Consider the following 14,655-nt stretch of genomic DNA (forward strand, 5'->3'; position numbering starts at 1 on the left):
GGTTACCTCAGAACCTGCTTCCCACCGTCGACCAGCTGCGTGCCGAGCTGGTCGAGCGTGATCTTGTTGGCGAAGTACTGCTGGAGCGCCGGCGTGGCGAACTTCGTCTTCCACTCCGGGTAGCCGCTGACCGTCTGGAATGGAGCGATCGTCAGGTCGGCCGCGCTGGCCACCGCCACGTCCCAGCCTTGCTTGCCGCCGGTCGCCTTGACCAGCTCCTCGCCGGCCTTCTTGCCGGTCGGCACAAGCCAGTCGCCCTGCGCCAGGCGGGCCTGGTTGGCCGGGTTGAGGAAGTACTCGATGAACTGCGCCGCCTGCTTCTTGCCCGCCGAGTCCTCCGAAATAGACAGTGTCTGCGGGTTGGCCGCCTGGTTGGCGCTGTTGCCCTTGATGGGCGGCAGCGTCACCCATTCGAAGCCGGCCGGCGCCTGCTCGACCATCTGCTGGCGGAGGAAGACACCGCCGGGCAGCATCGCGTACTTGCCGGCGAAGAAGCCGGGCAGCGGGTCGGTGCCACCCATGCCGACCGCGTCCGGCGAGGCCGTCTTCGACACGTAAATCATGTCGTGGATGCGGCGCGGGATCTCCTTCTCCGCGTCGCCGACCCGCACCTCGGTCTTGCCGCCGTCGGTGTAGAAGAACTTGCCGTCGAAGTTGAGCGACAGGTTCATCACCCGGTTGGTCGGCGACTTGAGCGCCCACGCGACGCCGTACGTGCCGCCCTTGGTGAGTTTCTGCGCGTTGGCCTGGAACTCGTCCCACGTCCACGCCTGGCCCGCCGCCGGCACCGTCACGCCGGCCGCGTCGAGCAGCTTCTTGTTGGCGAGCACGACCTGCGACTCGAGCAGGAACGGCGCGCCGACCACCTTGCCGTCGACCGTGACCGTGTCCCAGATGCCCTGGCTGACCTCCGACTTGAAGCCGTCACTCAGGAGGCCGGACAGGTCGGCCAGGTAACCCTGCTTGGCGAACTCGCCGATCGACGCGCTCTCGTACTGGAAGATGTCCGGCGCGTCGCCACCCTCGAACGAGGTGAGCAGCTGGTCGTGCACGGAGTTCCAGTCGCCCTGCACGTACTCGACCTGGATGTCGGGGTGCTCGGCGTTCCACTTGTCGACGAGCTCGCGGTTGGCGGCCAGCGAGTCCTTCTGCCACGCGAGGCTGAGGAAGCGAAGCTTGACGGGGCCTTCGGACGATGTGTCGTCGTCGCCACTGCCGCATCCCGACAGTCCGATGAGGAGCGCCGCGGAAACGGCGACCAACTTTCTCAACATGGGGGTGTACTCCTAACCCTTGACGGCACCAGCGAGCGAACCGGACGTCAGCCGGCGCTGTAGGAACGCGAAGAAGAGGAGGCTCGGGATGGTCGCCAGCAGCGAGCCGGCGGCGAGGGGGCCGAGCCGGGCGATGCCCTCCACCCCGACAAACCTGGCCAGCGTCACCGGCAGGGTCGCGAGGTCGGGGCTCTTGAGCAGCACGAGCGCGAAGAAGAACTCGTTCCACGCGGAGATGAAGGCGAACAGGGACGTGGCCACCACACCGGGGGCGAGCAGCGGGGCGACCACCCGGCGCAGCGTCTGCAAGCGGGTGGCACCGTCGACGGCGGCGGCCTCCTCCAGCTCGCGCGGGATGTTGCGGACGAAGCCTTGCAGCATCCACAGCGCGAACGGGAGTGCCCACACGACGTAGACCAGGACGAGGCCGGCGTGGGTGTTCACCAGGTCGACCTGTCGGAGGATGAGAAACAGCGGGATCACCAGCAGCACGAACGGAAACAGCTGGGACAGCAGCACCCAGCCGAGCGCGACCGTGCCGAGCCGGGTCTTGAAGCGGGCCAGCGCGTACGCGGCGGGCAGCGCCACCAGCACGGTCAGCACCGCCGTCGCCAGCGACACCTGGAGGCTGTTGAGCGCCGCCCGGCCGAGCTCCTGCTCGGTGAACGCGTCGACGTAGTTGTCGAGCGTCGGGTTGTGCGGGACGAGCGTGGGGTGGATCTCCACCATCTCCCGCGGCGGCTTGAAGCTCGTCGACAGCATCCAGACGAGCGGAAAGCCGAGGAAGACGAGGTATCCGAGGAGCGCGATGTATTGGAGGGTGCGCGTGGTGCGGCTGGCTTTCATGCGTTCGCCTCCCGCAGCCGCCGCCTGAGGTACAGCGCGAGGAGCGCGACGATGATGACCACCATCACGTTGCCCAGCGCGGCGGCGTAGCCGTAGTTGCCGTAGCGGAACGCCTCCTCGTACGCGAAGAGCATCGGCAGCATCGTGCGGCCACCCGGCCCGCCGGCCGTGAGCACGTAGACAAGGCCGAACGAGTTGAAGTTCCAGATGAAATCGAGCGACGTGATGGCGATGATGACCGGCATCAGGTTGGGGATCGTGACGCTGCGAAAGCGCTGCCACGCCGACGCCCCGTCGACCGCGGCCGCCTCGTGCAGCTCGCGCGGCACGCCCTGGAGGCCGGCGAGCAGGACGATGGTGGTCTGCGGCATGCCGGCCCAGATGCCGACCAGGATGACGGCGGGCAGCGCGGTGCTGAAGTCGCCCAACCAGTTGTGCCGCAACCCTTCCGCGCCGCCCCGGTAGAGCACCTCGTTGAGCAGGCCGGCGTCCGGGTGGTAGACGAGCCGCCACATGATGCCGACGATCACCGGCGGCATCGCCCACGGCACGAGCGCCATCACCCGGGCGAAGCCGCGGAAGCGCAGCGGCTGGTCGAGCAGCAGGGCGAGCCCCAGCGCGAGTACGAACTGGAGGATCGTCACGCCGAACGACCACACGAGCCCGATCCGGAACGCGCTCCAGAAGAGGTCGTCGCTCATCAGCTCGCGGTAGTTTTCGACGCCGGTGAAGCTCGTGTCGACGTTGCGGCCGGCGCGCGCGTCGGTGAACCCGAGGTAGATGCCGCGCAGCAGCGGCACGACGGAGAGCACGAGCACCGGCAGGAGCGCGGGCAGCAGCAAGAGGTAGACGGTCGTCCGGTCCGACCGCCGGCGGGCCTCGGCGAATGTCGTCATTGGACGGTGCTCGACGATCGGACGGCCAGGCTGGGTGCGACGTGCTCCCGCCGGGGCTTCAGCGTGCCGTCCGCGATGCGGTCGAGCAGCAGGCGCGCGGCCAGCTGGCCACGCTCGCCAGAGCCGAGCGAGACGGACGAGATCTGCGGAAACGACATCTGCGCGAGCTCGGTGTCGTCCATGCCGACCAGCGCCACGTCCTCGGGCACCCGACGGCCGGAGACCAGCAGCGCGTGGAGGGCACCGACCGCGATCAGGTCGTTGGCGCAGACGATGGCGTCCGGGTTCGCCCGTGCCAGGAGTCGCTCGGCGGCGGCTCGCCCCGGCGCGTACTGGAAGTCGCCGACCTCGACCATCGCCGGGTCGACGTCGAGCCCGTGGCGTGCCATCGCGGCGCGGAAACCGGCGTCGCGGGCGGCACCCGGCACCGTGTCCAGCGGGCCGTTCACAAACCCGATCCGGCTACGGCCGACGCCCACCAGATGGTCCACGGCGAGCGCGACGCCGGTGCGCGAGTCGGCCCGCACGTTGTCCACGGGCACGTCCTCGGGCAACTGGCCGACGACGACCACCGGCACCGGGCTGGCGGTCAACGCCTCCACGTGCGCGTCGGTGATCCGGATCGGAGAAATGATCATGCCATCGACGTAACGGTGCGCGAGCCGCCGCAGTAACGCGGTCTCGCCGGGCACGTCGCCGCCCGTGGCATGCACCAGCAGCTGGTGTCCCGACTCGGCGACCACGGCCTCGATCGCCCGCATCATCGCCACGTACACCGGGTTGCCGATGTCTTCGACGGCCAGCGCGATCAGCCCGGTCCGCTGCGACTGGAGGGACCGCGCGATCGCGTTGGGCACGTATCCGACCGCGGCCGCCGCCTCCCGCACCCGCCGCGTGGTCTCGGCGCTGCCGCCGAGCCCGTTGAGCACCCGGGAGGCCGACGCGATCGACACGCCCGCCCGAGCGGCGACGGTGTGCACCGTCGGCCGCCCGTCGGCAGCATCTTGTAAACGTTTACGACCCACAGGTCGTACCTCCGGAACTCAGCTGTAAACGTTTCCAGCAGCCTGCCCCGAGATCACCTCGCGAGTCAACCCTTCGTTACGATCTCGTTTCCAACCGACCCGCGCCGGACCGCCCCGGCCGACCTCCGTGGTCTCGAGGGAGATCCAGATCGGAAGAGAGATTTGGGCTACCGCGACGTCCGTCGCGGTAGCTCAAATGCCTTTGAAAGAGCGCGCCCTACGGGCGGAGGGTCAGTCGAGCTCGACGACCTCGCGGCCCAGCGGCCAGAACGCGGCCGGGACCAGCTTGAAGTTGGCGATGCCGAACGGAATGCCGATGATCGTGATGCACAGGGCGATACCCGCGGTGATGTGCATCAGGGCCAGCCACCAGCCGGCGACGATCACCCACAGCACGTTGGCGATGCCGGATGCCAGGCCGGCGCTCGGCTTGGTCACCAGCGTCCGACCGAAGGGCCACAGCGAGTAGTAGGCCAGCCGCAGCGAGGCGACGCCGAACGGGATGGTCACGATCAGGGCGAAGCAGATCAGCGCGGCCAGGCCGTAGCCGATGGCCAGCACGATCCCGCTCCCGAAGATCAACCACAGCAGGTTGAGGATGAAGCGGAGCATGCCACCAGGATGCCTGAGCCTGCCAAGTTCGATCGCACGTGCGGCGCCAAAGGCGACGCCACCCCGAAAGCCCGACTGCGTCGGCGGGCGGCTCAGTCCGGACGCCGCCGCGCCAACTCGCTCCTCACCTGAACGGATCAAGCGGCGGCGGTGAAAAGCGCGTCGATCTCGGCGCGCTGCGGCAGCGACACCGACGCACCCAGCCGCCGTGCGCAGGCGGCGCCGGCCGCGCAGGCCCAGCGCACGGCCTCGACCATCTCGCGGCCCTCGCCCCACGCCACGGCCAGCGCACCCGTGAACGCGTCGCCCGCCGCCGTCGAGTCGACCGTCTCCACCTTGACCGCGGGCACGTGTGCCGACGTGCCGTCGCGGTCGCCGTACCAGGCGCCCTCGTCGCCCATGGTGACCACCGCGCGCGGCACCACCGAGAGCAACGCGCCCCGGTCGTCGCGGCCCCGGCCGCTGATCGTGAACGCCTCGCCCTCGTTGACGACAAGCAGGTCGACCGCGTCGAGCAGCTCGGCGGGGAGTGCGCGGGCGGGCGCGGCGTTGAGCAGCACCCGCACGCCGGCCGCCCGGGCCGCCAGCGCCGCCTCGGTCACCGTCTCGACCGGGATCTCCAGCTGGGTCACGAGCACGTCCGCGCCGCGGATCGCCGCCAGCTCGGCCTCGGTGAGCGACGTGAACGCGGTGTTGGCGCCCGGCGTCACGACGATGGTGTTTTCCCCCTCGCCGTCGACGACGACGAGCGCGACGCCGGACGAGCCGTAAACCACCCTCGCATGTGCACTGTCTACTCCGGACGCCGCGAGGCGCGCCTTGAGCGTGACGCCGAACGAGTCGGAGCCGATCGCGCCGAGAAACGCGCACGAGGCGCCGGCGCGGGCGGCCGCGATGGCCTGGTTGGCGCCCTTGCCGCCGGGCACCATCGCGAAGTCGTGGCCGAGCACGGTCTCACCCGGCCGGGGCAGCACCGGCGCGGTGGCGACGAGGTCCATGTTGGCGCTGCCGGCCACGACCACCCGAGGCGCACGCATAGCAGGAAGCTAAGCAGCCCGCGCCGTGAAGCGCGAACCCGAGCGCTCCAGCGTCAGCGGCACGTCGAACGTCTTCGAGAGGTTTTCACTCGTCACCGTGTCGCCGATCAGGCCCTGCGCCACCACCACGCCGCCGCGCAGCAGGAGCGCGTGGGTGAAACCGGGCGGGATCTCCTCGACGTGGTGGGTGACGAGCACGAGCGCCGGGGCGTCCGGGTCGTACGCCAGCTCGGCCAGCCGGCTCACCAGATCCTCCCGCGCGCCGAGGTCGAGGCCGGCGGCCGGCTCGTCGAGCAGCAGCAGCTCGGGGTCGGTCATGAGCGCGCGGGCGATCTGCACCCGCTTGCGCTCGCCCTCGGACAGCGTGCCGAACGCCCGGTCGGCCAGCCCCGCCACGCCGAACTGCTCCAGCAGCGCCCGCGCGCGGATCTCGTCCATCGCCTCGTACCGCTCGCGCCACCGGCCGACCACGCCCCACGACGCGGTCATCACGACGTCGGCGACCCGCTCCTCGCCGGGGATCCGCTCGGCCAGCGCCGCGCTGGCGAGGCCGATGCGGGTGCGCAGCTCGTTGACGTCGGTGCGGCCGAGCTGCTCGCCGAGCACGCGCGCGGTGCCCATGCTCGGGTAGAGGCGGGCGGAAGCGATGTTGAGCAGTGTGGTCTTGCCCGCCCCGTTGGGCCCGAGGATGACCCACCGCTCGTCCAGCTCGACCTTCCAGTTGAGGTCGTGCAGCAGGTGCGAGCCGGTGCGCACGACACCGACGCTGTCGAGGTCAACCACGAGATCTTCGGACGAGGCCACGCGACCATCCAACCACGTCCGAACGGCCGCCCCCCATGGATGTGACCAGCACCGTATGGTTCTGGCCCATGACGGCCGTCATCCAGATCGAGGGGCTACGCAAGACGTTTCGCACCTTCCGGGGCGGCGCGCGGGTGGCGCTCGACGGTTTCGACATGACGGTCGAGGCGGGCCAGGTCCACGGGTTCCTCGGTCCCAACGGCTCTGGCAAGACCACCACGTTGCGCACGCTGCTCGGCCTCGTCCGCGCCGACAGCGGGCACATGTCGATCCTCGGCCAGCCCGCGCCCGACGCGCTGCCGGAGGTCGCCCCGCGGGTCGGCGCGATCGTGGAGAGCCCGCAGTTCTTCGGCAACTTCACCGGCCGCCGCACGCTGCGCCTGCTCGCCCGCGCCGGCGGCGTGCCGGCCGAGCGGGTCGACGCGGTGCTCACCCAGGTCGGGCTCCGCGACCGGGGCAACGAGCGGGTGAAGGGCTACTCGCTGGGCATGAAGCAGCGGCTCGCCGTGGCCTCCGCGCTGCTCAAGCAGCCCGAGCTGCTGATACTCGACGAGCCGGCCAACGGCCTCGACCCGGCCGGCATCCGCGAGATGCGCGACCTGATGCGAGAGCTCGCCGCGGCCGGCATCACGGTGCTCGTCTCCAGCCACATCCTGGCCGAGATCGAGCTGATCTGCGACCACGTGACGATCATTTCGCGCGGCCGGCGGGTGACGACCGGGCCGGTGGCCGCGGTGCTGTCCGGCTTCGACCGGGGCGAATACCGGGTACGCGTGGGCGAACTGGACCGCGCCGCCGAGGTGCTCACCAACGCCGGCCTTCCGGTGACGAGAAACGACGACCATCTCGTGGTCGCCGACGTCGGCGACTCGGCGTGGATCAGCGAGCAGCTCGGGCAGCGCGGCATGTGGGTCTCCGAGCTGACCCCGCTCACACCCGACCTCGAAAGCGTCTTCCTCCAGCTCACCGGCACCACGCCCGAGCCGGGCGCGCCAAAGCAGGTGGACGAGGTGCCCCCGCCCGGCCAGATCGACCTGGGAGAGCAGCCGTGAACCTGGCGCTGGCGGAGCTGAGCCGGCTGGTCGCCCGCCGGTTCGTGCAGCTGATGGCGGTGCTGCTGATCGCGGCGTTCAGCATCACGGTGGCGACCACCGTCGCCGGCTCGCACCAGCCCACCTCCGCGGAGTGGCAGCAGGCCGAGCGGGAGGTCATGCTCGCCGAGCTGCGGCTGGAGCAGCTCCGGCAACAGTGCGAGGACCAGCAGATCAGCCCCGCCTTCTGCGACGACTACGTAGGGCGCGATCCGCGGATCGAAGACTACCTTTTCGGCGTGTTCGTGTTCTCCGAGGAGATCACCGAGCTGCTCTACTTCATGGTCGCCTTCCTCGCGCTGTTCGCGTTCCTCGTCGCGGCGTCCTTCGTCGGGGCGGAGCTGACCTCCGGCGGCATGACCAACCTGCTGCTGTGGCGACCCCAGCGGACCACCGTGCTCGGCACCAAGCTGGCCACGGTGCTGGCGGGCGTGCTCGCCGTCTCGGTCGTGGCGAGCATCCTCTACGTCGGCGCGTTCTACGCCATCTCCGAGGTGACCGGTGTCCCCGGCGACCTCGACACCGAGTTCTGGAGCGACCTCGCCCTCACCCTCGTGCGCGGCATCTGCCTGGTGCTCTACGCCGCGGCGATCGGCTTCGGCGCCGCCACGCTCGGCCGCCACACGGCGGCGGCCCTGGGCCTCATCGCCACGTACGCGATCGTGTGGGAGATCGGCGCCCGCATCGTCTTCGAGGTGGTCGAGGCCGGCCGCCCCGACCAGTACATGCTCAGCAGCTACATCGGAGCGTGGATGGACGGCGAGGTGTCCTTCTACGACCGGTACATCAGCGGGCAGTACACGCTGACCTGGGTGCATGCGGCGGCGGTGTTCGCGATCACGCTCGCACTGATCGTCGGTGGCGCGTTCGCGACCTTCCGCCAGCGGGATCTGGCGTAGGACGTTGCAGATTTACCCCGGTCCGCGTCAGCTGCGGACCGTATGCTCCCGCGGGCCAGCGGGTTCGCGGTTCAAGCCCGCCTTCGCCCGGCGCCGTCCTTGGTTGCGGTTACCGCGCCTCCGGCGGGCTTTCGGACGGGGCCGGGCGCTGGCAGTGACTCGCCGCGGGGCTTCACTGTGGGGACCCCGCGCATACGGTCCGCGGCTGACGCGGACCGGGGCGAATAAGAACCAGAGATCAGCCGACGGTGGAGCCGAACACCTCGTCGCGGACGGCGTTGAGGGCGGTGCGGAGGGCGCCGGTGAGCACCGGGTCGCCGCTCACCTCGGTCGCCACCACGCGCGGGGAGACGAGCGTGATCGCGGCAACCTCGTGCTGCACGCGTTCGGCCAGGGCGGTGCCGCCGGCCTGGCCTACCTCGCCGGCCAGCACCACCAGCGGGGGGTCTAGCACCACGCAGGTGCTCGCCACGCCTAGTGCCAGCCGGCGGGCCAGCTCGTCGAGCAGTGGGCCGCCGCGGGTGCCGGCGGCGATCGCGGCCTTGACGGCCTCGGCCGCGCTGCTGCCGCGGAAGCCGTGCTCGCGAGCCACCGCGCGCACCGCGTCGGCGCCGGCCACCTGCTGGAACGCGCCCTTCGACCGGCGGTAGGTGTCGCGCGGGATGGGGGCGCCGGGCACCGGGAGGTAGCCGATCTCGCCGGCCGCACCGGTGCTGCCCTCGTGGAGCCGCCCGCCGAGCATGACCGCCAGGCCCATGCCGCCGCCGGCCCAGATCAGCACGAAGTCGTCGACGCCTTTCGCCGCGCCCTCGTGTGCCTCGGCCACGGCGGCGAGGTTGACGTCGTTGCCGAACATGACCGTAGTGTTGAGGTCTTCGCGGAGCGCGGCGAGCAGGCCGCGGTGCCAGCGGGGCAGGTTCCACGCGAAGGTGATGTCGCCGGTGCTCGGGTCGACCAGGCCGGGCGTGCCGAGCACCACCCGGCGCACCGAGCTCAGGTCCGCGTTCGCGTTATCAGCGGCCTGCACGACGGCGCTGTGTACGACCTTGACCGGCTCGTCGGTGTCCTTGGTGGACAGTTCGGCGCCGCCGAGGACGTTGCCGGTGATGTCGGCGCAGGAGGCGACCACGCGATCGGCTTCGACCACCGCGCCGATCACGTGCGCGCTGCCGGGTGTGACCGCGTACAGCTGGGCGTTGGGACCCCGGCCGCCGGCCTGCTCACCCACCCGGGTGACGAGGCCGCGCTCCTCCAGCCGTTCCACAAGCTGGGACGCGGTCACCTTGCTGAGCCCGGTGAGCTCGCCGAGCTGAGCACGGGTGAGGGGGCCGCGGGAAAGCAGGAGCTCCAGCGCGGCGCGGTCGTTGAGCGCGCGCAGGAGCCGAGGCGTGCCGGGCAGGCGTGGAGACCCCATCTACCGTCCTCTAGTATTTAGGAGACTTAACAGTTAAACCTTACTCACTTAACCGGGTAGGCGTAGCGTAATCGGCTATGGCCGCGCGAGCGGTCAGCCGGCTGGACAGAAGGGGTTCCCACCATGTCGCTCGATCCTGGGCTGCGCCGGCTTGCCCTGCGTACGCTGCTCGCCGCCTTTCCCGGGACAAGCGCGCCACCCTGGGCCGTCGACCTCGTCGGCGAAGGGCTGGCCGGTTACACGCTGTTCGGATACAACATCGCAGAGCCTACGCAGGTCGCGGCCATTACCGCCGCCCTGCGCGCGGCCCGCCACGACGCGCTGATCGCCATCGATGAAGAGGGTGGTGACGTCACCCGCCTCGCCCACGCGACCGGCAGCCCATATCCCGGGAACGCCGCCCTCGGTGCGGTGGGTGACGCCTCGCTGACTCAGCGGGTATACGAGGCGATCGGCGGGGAACTCGCCGCGCTCGGCATCAACCTCGACCTCGCACCCACCGTCGACGTCAACACCGCGGACGAAAACCCGATCATCGGGACGCGTTCCTTCGGCTCCGACCCCGAGCAGGTGGCCGCGCACGCCGCCGCGGCGGTCGCCGGGCTTCAGGAGGCCGGCGTGGCGGCGTGCGCCAAGCACTTCCCGGGGCACGGCGCGACCGTCGCCGACTCGCACCTCGAACTACCCACTGTGGACGCCCCGCTCGAGCTGCTGCGCGCCCGCGACCTGCCACCCTTCGCCGCGGTGGTCGAGGCCGGCACCAAATCGATCATGACGGCGCACATCCGGGTGCCCGAGCTGACCGGCGACGGGCCGGCCACGTTCAGCCGCGCGGCGCTCGTCGACCTGCTCCGCACCGAGCTCGGCTTCGGCGGCGCGGTCATCACCGACGCGCTGGAGATGAAGGGTGCCGCGCTCGCGGCGGGCGGCACCGCACGCGCCGCCGTGCCCGCCCTCGCCGCCGGCGCCGACCTGCTCTGCATCGGCGCACGGGTGGACGCGGCCCTGGTAGAGGAGGTCGCCGCCGAGATCGTGGCCGCGATTTCCGACGGGCGCCTCCCGCTCGCGCGGGTCGAGGAGGCCGCCGCGCGCGTCGACGCACTCGCCGCGTGGGCGTCACGCTCCGCGCCGGCCCCGGTGTCCACCACCGACCTCGGGTACGCGGCCGCGCGGCGCGCCGTGCAGGTCGAGGGCAGCCTCGACGGGCTTGGCGCTCCGCTGGTCGTGCAGCTCGTCGCCACGTCGACCATCGCCGAGGGGCCGGTGCCGTGGGGGCTGGGTCCGCACATCAACGGCACCGAGCAGGTGCGGGTGGCGGCCGCCGACGCTGTTGCCGCCGACCTGCTCGTCCGCGCCGGCGCCCGGCCGATCGTGGTGGTCGGGCGGCACGCCCACCGGCTGCCCGAGGCACGCGCGCTGATCGAGACGCTGGCCGCCGCACACCCGGTGACCGTGGTGGAGATGGGCTGGCCGTCCCGGTGGCGGCCGGCCGGCGCGCGGGCGTTCGTCACGACATACGGGGCGAGCCACGCCAACGGCCGCGCCGCCGCCGAGGCACTCGGGCTCGCGTAACTCTGCGTAGTCGCGTGCTACTCGGCCGAACGGACCATTTCCGCCCTTCTCCTCTTGAAAGGCCATTTACGCGCACGTAGCGTTTCGAGCACGTCGCAGACCACGGCCTGGGGAATCAAGCGAACCGCGGGCCCGGCATCCCCCCACCGGGCCCGCGGTTCGTGTTTGATCCACTTCGGGGTTAGGGTGCCTCGCATGCGGCTGGCGAATCATGACGGACGGCTCGTCATCGTGACGGGCGACGAGGTTGTCGACGTTGCCACGGCGAGCGAGGGCCGGTTCGGGCCCGATCCGCAGGCGGCGTACGACGCGTGGGACGACTTCACGGCATGGGCGGCGCAGCGGCCCGCGCCCACCGGCAAGCTCGAAGAGGCCACACTCGGCCCGGTCTCGCCCCGCCCGCGGCAGGTCTTCGCGGTCGGGCTCAACTACGCCGACCACGCGGCCGAGTCCGGGCTTCCCCTGCCCGAGTACCCGATGATCTTCACGAAGTTCGTCTCCGCCATCGCCGGGCCGTACGGCGACATCGTGCTGCCAAGCACCACTGTGGACTGGGAGGTCGAGCTCGTCGCGGTGATCGGCCGGGCCGCCAAGGCGGTGCGCCCCGACGACGCGTGGAGCCACGTGGCCGGACTCACCGTCGGGCAGGACCTCTCCGAGCGGGAGGTGCAGCGGCGCGGCCAGCCGCCACAGTTCAGCCTCGCCAAGTCGTACCCCGGCTTCGGCCCGGTCGGCCCCTACCTGGTGACGCTCGACGAGGCCGGCGACCCGGGCGACCTCGCGTTGGGCTGCTCGGTCAACGGCGAGGTCATGCAGGACGGCAGCACCCGCGCGATGGTCTTTTCGATCCCCGAGCTGATCGGCTATCTCTCCGGTGTCTGCACGCTGCTGCCGGGCGACCTCATCTTCACCGGCACACCGCCGGGCGTCGGCCAGGGCCGTACGCCACAACGCTTCCTGGCGCCGGGCGATGTGCTGGAGACCACAATCGAGGGTCTCGGCACGATGCGACACCGATTGATCTCCCCGGCCGGCTGACACACCGGGACACGTTCGCGACATTGCGGTTGACGAGGCTTCGTGACTCTGGGATCCCGGAGTGCACGACTCCTTAGCATCAGAGGGTGACAGTCGGACAGCTCCTGCGCCGGTGGCGCCAGACGAGGCGGCTCAGCCAGCTGGAGCTGGCCATCCAGGCCGAGGTCTCGACGCGGCACCTGAGCTTCGTCGAGACCGGCCGCGCGGCGCCCAGCCGGGAGATGGTGCTGCACCTGGCCGAGCACCTCGACGTGCCGCTGCGCGACCGCAACGAGCTGCTGCTGGCGGCCGGGTACGCGCCCGCGTACCCGGCCGAGGCGCTCGACTCGCCCCGCCTCACCGCGGTGCGGGCCGCGATCCGGCAGATCCTCGCCGGCCACGAGCCCTATCCGGCGGTGGTGGTGGATCGGGCCTGGCGGCTCGTCGACGCCAACAGCAGCGTGGCCGTGCTCACCGAGGGCGTCGCGCCGGAGCTGCTCGCCCCGCCGATGAACGTCCTCCGGGTCACCCTCCACCCGGACGGGATGGCACCCCGTGTCGCCAACCTGCCCGAGTGGCGGGCCCACCTACTCGAACGGCTGCGCCGCCAACTGGTCACGGGTGACACGGAGCTGGCGGCGCTCTACGAGGAGCTGCGCGGCTATCCCGGCGGCCAGGCCGGCCCACCCAGCCCCGGCGACTTCGCGGTGCCGCTGCGGCTCCGCCTCCGGGAGCGGGAGCTCGCGTTCTTCAGCACCACGGCGACGTTCGGCACGCCGCTGGACGTGACCGTGGCCGAGCTGGCCATCGAGAGCTTCTTCCCCGCCGACGACGAGACGAGGAAGTTTCTACAGTCACTGTGACGCGGGCACCTTGTCGAGGAAACCGAACACACCCTTGATGCGCCCGTCCCCGTCGACGACCGCCACGTCCGAACCCTCCACAACGGACTCACCACCGGCCTCCGGCACCAGCTCCCACGCGAACCGGCCGATGTCGTGGTGGCCGTCGACCGGCCCGAGCAGCCGGAACGTGAAGCCGGGAAACTGCTCGCGGGCCGCGGCGATGAGCGCGGCGATGGCGTCGTGCCCGGCGACCGAGGCGAGCGGGTCGGTGTATGTGCCGTCGTCGGCCCATAGCGAAGCGACAGCGGCACGGCGCGCGTTGGCGTCCGGCTCGTTCCACGTGGCGATGTAACGCTCGGCGAGATCCTTGAAATCACTCATGTTTCGACCCTGTCACGCCTTCCCCGACCCGTCGATTACCCGCCAGGTAAAGCGATGGGCGACGTGCCGTGCGGGCGCGGCCACCCGCCTCGGGGAGGCTGTCGACCTGCTCGCACAAACGGGGCAGCTCGACAGCACGGGGTGACCAACAGCGGACGGGTGAGGCCGCGGGAGCAACGGTCTGGACCACCGCGGACGTCGCGGTAGCTCAAATCTTGAAATGGCCTCACGGCCACAGCGACCTCGAACCTGAAACGTCGCTAGAGGCCGTAGACGGTCCAGCCGCGTTCGGGGAAGCCGGCGGCTTCGGCGACCTTGGCGGAGGCGGTGTTGTCGGGGGCGTGCAGATAGGTCGGGACGGCGCCCTCGTCGAGCACGCGGCGGGCGGCCTGGGCCACCAGCCGGCGGGCGAGGCCGCGGCCGCGGGCGGCCTCCTCGGTGCCGACGGAGAGCTCGTTGCCGTAGGCGTCGTGGCGCTTGATGCCGACGCCCGCGAGATAGGCCCCGGTGTCCGGGTCGCGGGCGATGAGCACGTCGCCGCCGAAGGGCCACAGCCAGCGGGGCACCACGGGATCGTCGTGCGGCAGCCACTCGCCGGCGTCGGGCATGCGCTCGGGCTCCAGCGAGTAGCGGAATACCCCACCGAAGGCCCGGCGGCCGGCGTCGAGGCCGAGCGCGGTGGGGAGCTTGGCGAGGAAGTCGTCGAGGGGCTGGTCGGCGAGCACCCGCGCGGCCGCGGCCCGGGGCGGCGGCACCGAGATGACGGTGCCACCCGGGGCGCCGACACCCACCATCGGGTAGACCCGGCCATCCCACGCCGGCTGGGTGCGACGGTCGGAACCGACGACGACCAGCGGCTGACCGGCGGGCCACTGGCCCAGCCAGGTCACAAGGTGGTGGTATAGGCGCTTGTCGAGCATCGCCACGACTTTACCTGTCCGG

15 protein-coding genes are annotated in these 14,655 nt (G+C 71.1%); 5 read left to right on the plus strand and 10 right to left on the minus strand.

Features of this window, described 5'->3' with window-relative positions; all coding sequences use genetic code 11:
- Positions 1-2: 2 nt before the first annotated feature.
- From ACTMTJ_RS41485 to ACTMTJ_RS41515, 7 genes are all read right to left on the minus strand, one after another.
- Positions 3-1,274 carry an ABC transporter substrate-binding protein gene (locus ACTMTJ_RS41485; RefSeq protein ID WP_441224254.1) on the minus strand — a complete coding sequence of 424 codons (1,272 nt, stop codon included), beginning with the start codon at positions 1,272-1,274 and terminating at the stop codon, positions 3-5.
- A 12-nt stretch (positions 1,275-1,286) separates the two neighbouring features.
- Entirely contained in the window at positions 1,287-2,120 is an 834-nt protein-coding gene (locus ACTMTJ_RS41490; protein ID WP_441224255.1) for a carbohydrate ABC transporter permease, read from the minus strand.
- Positions 2,117-3,016, minus strand: a complete 900-nt coding sequence (locus ACTMTJ_RS41495; RefSeq protein WP_441224256.1) for a carbohydrate ABC transporter permease — start codon at positions 3,014-3,016, stop codon at positions 2,117-2,119. Before ACTMTJ_RS41495 ends, ACTMTJ_RS41490 begins: the two co-directional genes overlap by 4 nt.
- Positions 3,013-4,041: a LacI family DNA-binding transcriptional regulator gene (locus tag ACTMTJ_RS41500; RefSeq protein WP_441224257.1), complete on the minus strand. Its 1,029-nt coding sequence runs from the start codon at positions 4,039-4,041 to the stop codon at positions 3,013-3,015. Before ACTMTJ_RS41500 ends, ACTMTJ_RS41495 begins: the two co-directional genes overlap by 4 nt.
- A gap of 231 nt (positions 4,042-4,272) precedes the next feature.
- Positions 4,273-4,653, minus strand: a complete 381-nt coding sequence (locus ACTMTJ_RS41505; protein WP_441224258.1) for a YccF domain-containing protein — start codon at positions 4,651-4,653, stop codon at positions 4,273-4,275.
- Between the two features lie 137 nt (positions 4,654-4,790).
- Positions 4,791-5,690 (minus strand): ribokinase, encoded by a 900-nt coding sequence (locus ACTMTJ_RS41510; protein WP_441224259.1) that lies wholly within the window; start codon positions 5,688-5,690, stop codon positions 4,791-4,793.
- Between the two features lie 9 nt (positions 5,691-5,699).
- The gene (locus ACTMTJ_RS41515; protein WP_441224260.1) at positions 5,700-6,494 is read right to left on the minus strand and encodes an ABC transporter ATP-binding protein; all 795 of its coding nucleotides are present in this window, start codon (positions 6,492-6,494) and stop codon (positions 5,700-5,702) included.
- 68 nt (positions 6,495-6,562) lie between these two features.
- Between ACTMTJ_RS41515 and ACTMTJ_RS41520 the strand changes: the two genes are divergently transcribed.
- Together ACTMTJ_RS41520 and ACTMTJ_RS41525 are read left to right on the plus strand one after the other, a co-directional pair.
- Positions 6,563-7,546 carry an ABC transporter ATP-binding protein gene (locus ACTMTJ_RS41520; RefSeq protein ID WP_441224261.1) on the plus strand — a complete coding sequence of 328 codons (984 nt, stop codon included), beginning with the start codon at positions 6,563-6,565 and terminating at the stop codon, positions 7,544-7,546.
- The gene (locus ACTMTJ_RS41525; RefSeq protein WP_441224262.1) at positions 7,543-8,484 is read left to right on the plus strand and encodes an ABC transporter permease subunit; all 942 of its coding nucleotides are present in this window, start codon (positions 7,543-7,545) and stop codon (positions 8,482-8,484) included. The genes ACTMTJ_RS41520 and ACTMTJ_RS41525 overlap by 4 nt, the downstream gene beginning before the upstream one ends.
- Positions 8,485-8,722: 238 nt before the next feature.
- On the opposite strand, the gene ACTMTJ_RS41530 is transcribed toward ACTMTJ_RS41525, so the two are convergent.
- On the minus strand, positions 8,723-9,898 hold the full coding sequence (locus tag ACTMTJ_RS41530; RefSeq protein WP_441224263.1) for an ROK family transcriptional regulator: 1,176 nt from the start codon (positions 9,896-9,898) through the stop codon (positions 8,723-8,725).
- 123 nt (positions 9,899-10,021) lie between these two features.
- Between ACTMTJ_RS41530 and ACTMTJ_RS41535 the strand changes: the two genes are divergently transcribed.
- The 3 genes from ACTMTJ_RS41535 to ACTMTJ_RS41545 all read left to right on the plus strand — a co-directional run bounded on the left by ACTMTJ_RS41535 (position 10,022) and on the right by ACTMTJ_RS41545 (position 13,350).
- A complete protein-coding gene (locus ACTMTJ_RS41535) occupies positions 10,022-11,470 on the plus strand; it encodes a glycoside hydrolase family 3 N-terminal domain-containing protein (RefSeq protein ID WP_441224264.1) in 1,449 nt (482 codons plus the stop codon).
- A gap of 195 nt (positions 11,471-11,665) precedes the next feature.
- Positions 11,666-12,508 carry a fumarylacetoacetate hydrolase family protein gene (locus tag ACTMTJ_RS41540; protein WP_441224265.1) on the plus strand — a complete coding sequence of 281 codons (843 nt, stop codon included), beginning with the start codon at positions 11,666-11,668 and terminating at the stop codon, positions 12,506-12,508.
- Positions 12,509-12,594: 86 nt separating this feature from the next.
- On the plus strand, positions 12,595-13,350 hold the full coding sequence (locus ACTMTJ_RS41545; RefSeq protein ID WP_441224266.1) for a helix-turn-helix domain-containing protein: 756 nt from the start codon (positions 12,595-12,597) through the stop codon (positions 13,348-13,350).
- Here the strand turns inward: ACTMTJ_RS41545 and ACTMTJ_RS41550 are convergent.
- Together ACTMTJ_RS41550 and ACTMTJ_RS41555 are read right to left on the minus strand one after the other, a co-directional pair.
- Entirely contained in the window at positions 13,342-13,713 is a 372-nt protein-coding gene (locus tag ACTMTJ_RS41550; RefSeq protein WP_441224267.1) for a nuclear transport factor 2 family protein, read from the minus strand. The genes ACTMTJ_RS41545 and ACTMTJ_RS41550 overlap by 9 nt on opposite strands.
- A 260-nt stretch (positions 13,714-13,973) precedes the next feature.
- Complete coding sequence (locus tag ACTMTJ_RS41555) at positions 13,974-14,633, minus strand: GNAT family N-acetyltransferase (RefSeq protein ID WP_441224268.1); 660 nt, start codon at positions 14,631-14,633, stop codon at positions 13,974-13,976.
- Positions 14,634-14,655: the final 22 nt, after the last annotated feature.

This window comes from Phytohabitans sp. LJ34 (assembly GCF_052068095.1).
Lineage (GTDB): Bacteria > Actinomycetota > Actinomycetes > Mycobacteriales > Micromonosporaceae > Phytohabitans.

What these genes read in the sequence shown, in the direction of transcription:
- ACTMTJ_RS41540 (WP_441224265.1), top strand. Translation starts at nt 11,666, where the DNA reads ATGCGGCTGGCGAATCATGACGGACGGCTCGTCATCGTGACGGGCGAC.
- ACTMTJ_RS41530 (WP_441224263.1), bottom strand. Translation starts at nt 9,898, where the DNA reads ATGGGGTCTCCACGCCTGCCCGGCACGCCTCGGCTCCTGCGCGCGCTC.
- ACTMTJ_RS41505 (WP_441224258.1), bottom strand. Translation starts at nt 4,653, where the DNA reads ATGCTCCGCTTCATCCTCAACCTGCTGTGGTTGATCTTCGGGAGCGGG.
- ACTMTJ_RS41490 (WP_441224255.1), bottom strand. Translation starts at nt 2,120, where the DNA reads ATGAAAGCCAGCCGCACCACGCGCACCCTCCAATACATCGCGCTCCTC.
- ACTMTJ_RS41495 (WP_441224256.1), bottom strand. Translation starts at nt 3,016, where the DNA reads ATGACGACATTCGCCGAGGCCCGCCGGCGGTCGGACCGGACGACCGTC.
- ACTMTJ_RS41510 (WP_441224259.1), bottom strand. Translation starts at nt 5,690, where the DNA reads ATGCGTGCGCCTCGGGTGGTCGTGGCCGGCAGCGCCAACATGGACCTC.
- ACTMTJ_RS41550 (WP_441224267.1), bottom strand. Translation starts at nt 13,713, where the DNA reads ATGAGTGATTTCAAGGATCTCGCCGAGCGTTACATCGCCACGTGGAAC.
- ACTMTJ_RS41555 (WP_441224268.1), bottom strand. Translation starts at nt 14,633, where the DNA reads ATGCTCGACAAGCGCCTATACCACCACCTTGTGACCTGGCTGGGCCAG.
- ACTMTJ_RS41535 (WP_441224264.1), top strand. Translation starts at nt 10,022, where the DNA reads ATGTCGCTCGATCCTGGGCTGCGCCGGCTTGCCCTGCGTACGCTGCTC.
- ACTMTJ_RS41520 (WP_441224261.1), top strand. Translation starts at nt 6,563, where the DNA reads ATGACGGCCGTCATCCAGATCGAGGGGCTACGCAAGACGTTTCGCACC.
- ACTMTJ_RS41485 (WP_441224254.1), bottom strand. Translation starts at nt 1,274, where the DNA reads ATGTTGAGAAAGTTGGTCGCCGTTTCCGCGGCGCTCCTCATCGGACTG.